Origin of the sequence: Cupriavidus sp. SIMBA_020 (assembly GCF_046535395.1) — a bacterium.
Taxonomy (GTDB): domain Bacteria; phylum Pseudomonadota; class Gammaproteobacteria; order Burkholderiales; family Burkholderiaceae; genus Cupriavidus; species Cupriavidus campinensis.
Genome location: NZ_JAWRWU010001371.1, coordinates 1 through 246, shown reverse-complemented (window position 1 = coordinate 246; position 246 = coordinate 1). Strand labels below are relative to the sequence as shown.

1 pseudogene is annotated in these 246 nt (G+C 63.4%); it reads left to right on the top strand.

The window, feature by feature from the left end:
- Nucleotides 1-212: pseudogene (locus tag SB751_RS33990) on the top strand (isocitrate lyase); the annotation flags it as partial.
- Nucleotides 213-246: the final 34 nt, after the last annotated feature.

The following is a 246-nucleotide window of genomic DNA, read 5'->3' as shown; positions in this document are numbered from 1 at the left end:
GCTATGCGCGTCAGAACATGAGCGCGTTCGTGGAACTCCAGCAGGCCGAGTTCGCCGCGGCCGAGAAGGGCTTCACCGCCGTGAAGCATCAACGCGAAGTGGGCACGGGCTACTTCGACGCCGTGACGCAGACGGTCGAGCGCAACGCGTCGACCACGGCGTTGCACGGTTCGACGGAAGACGAGCAGTTTTTCGATAAAAAGGTGGCGTAAGACCACCGTTGGCGCGGGTTGGGGAACCCTCGCC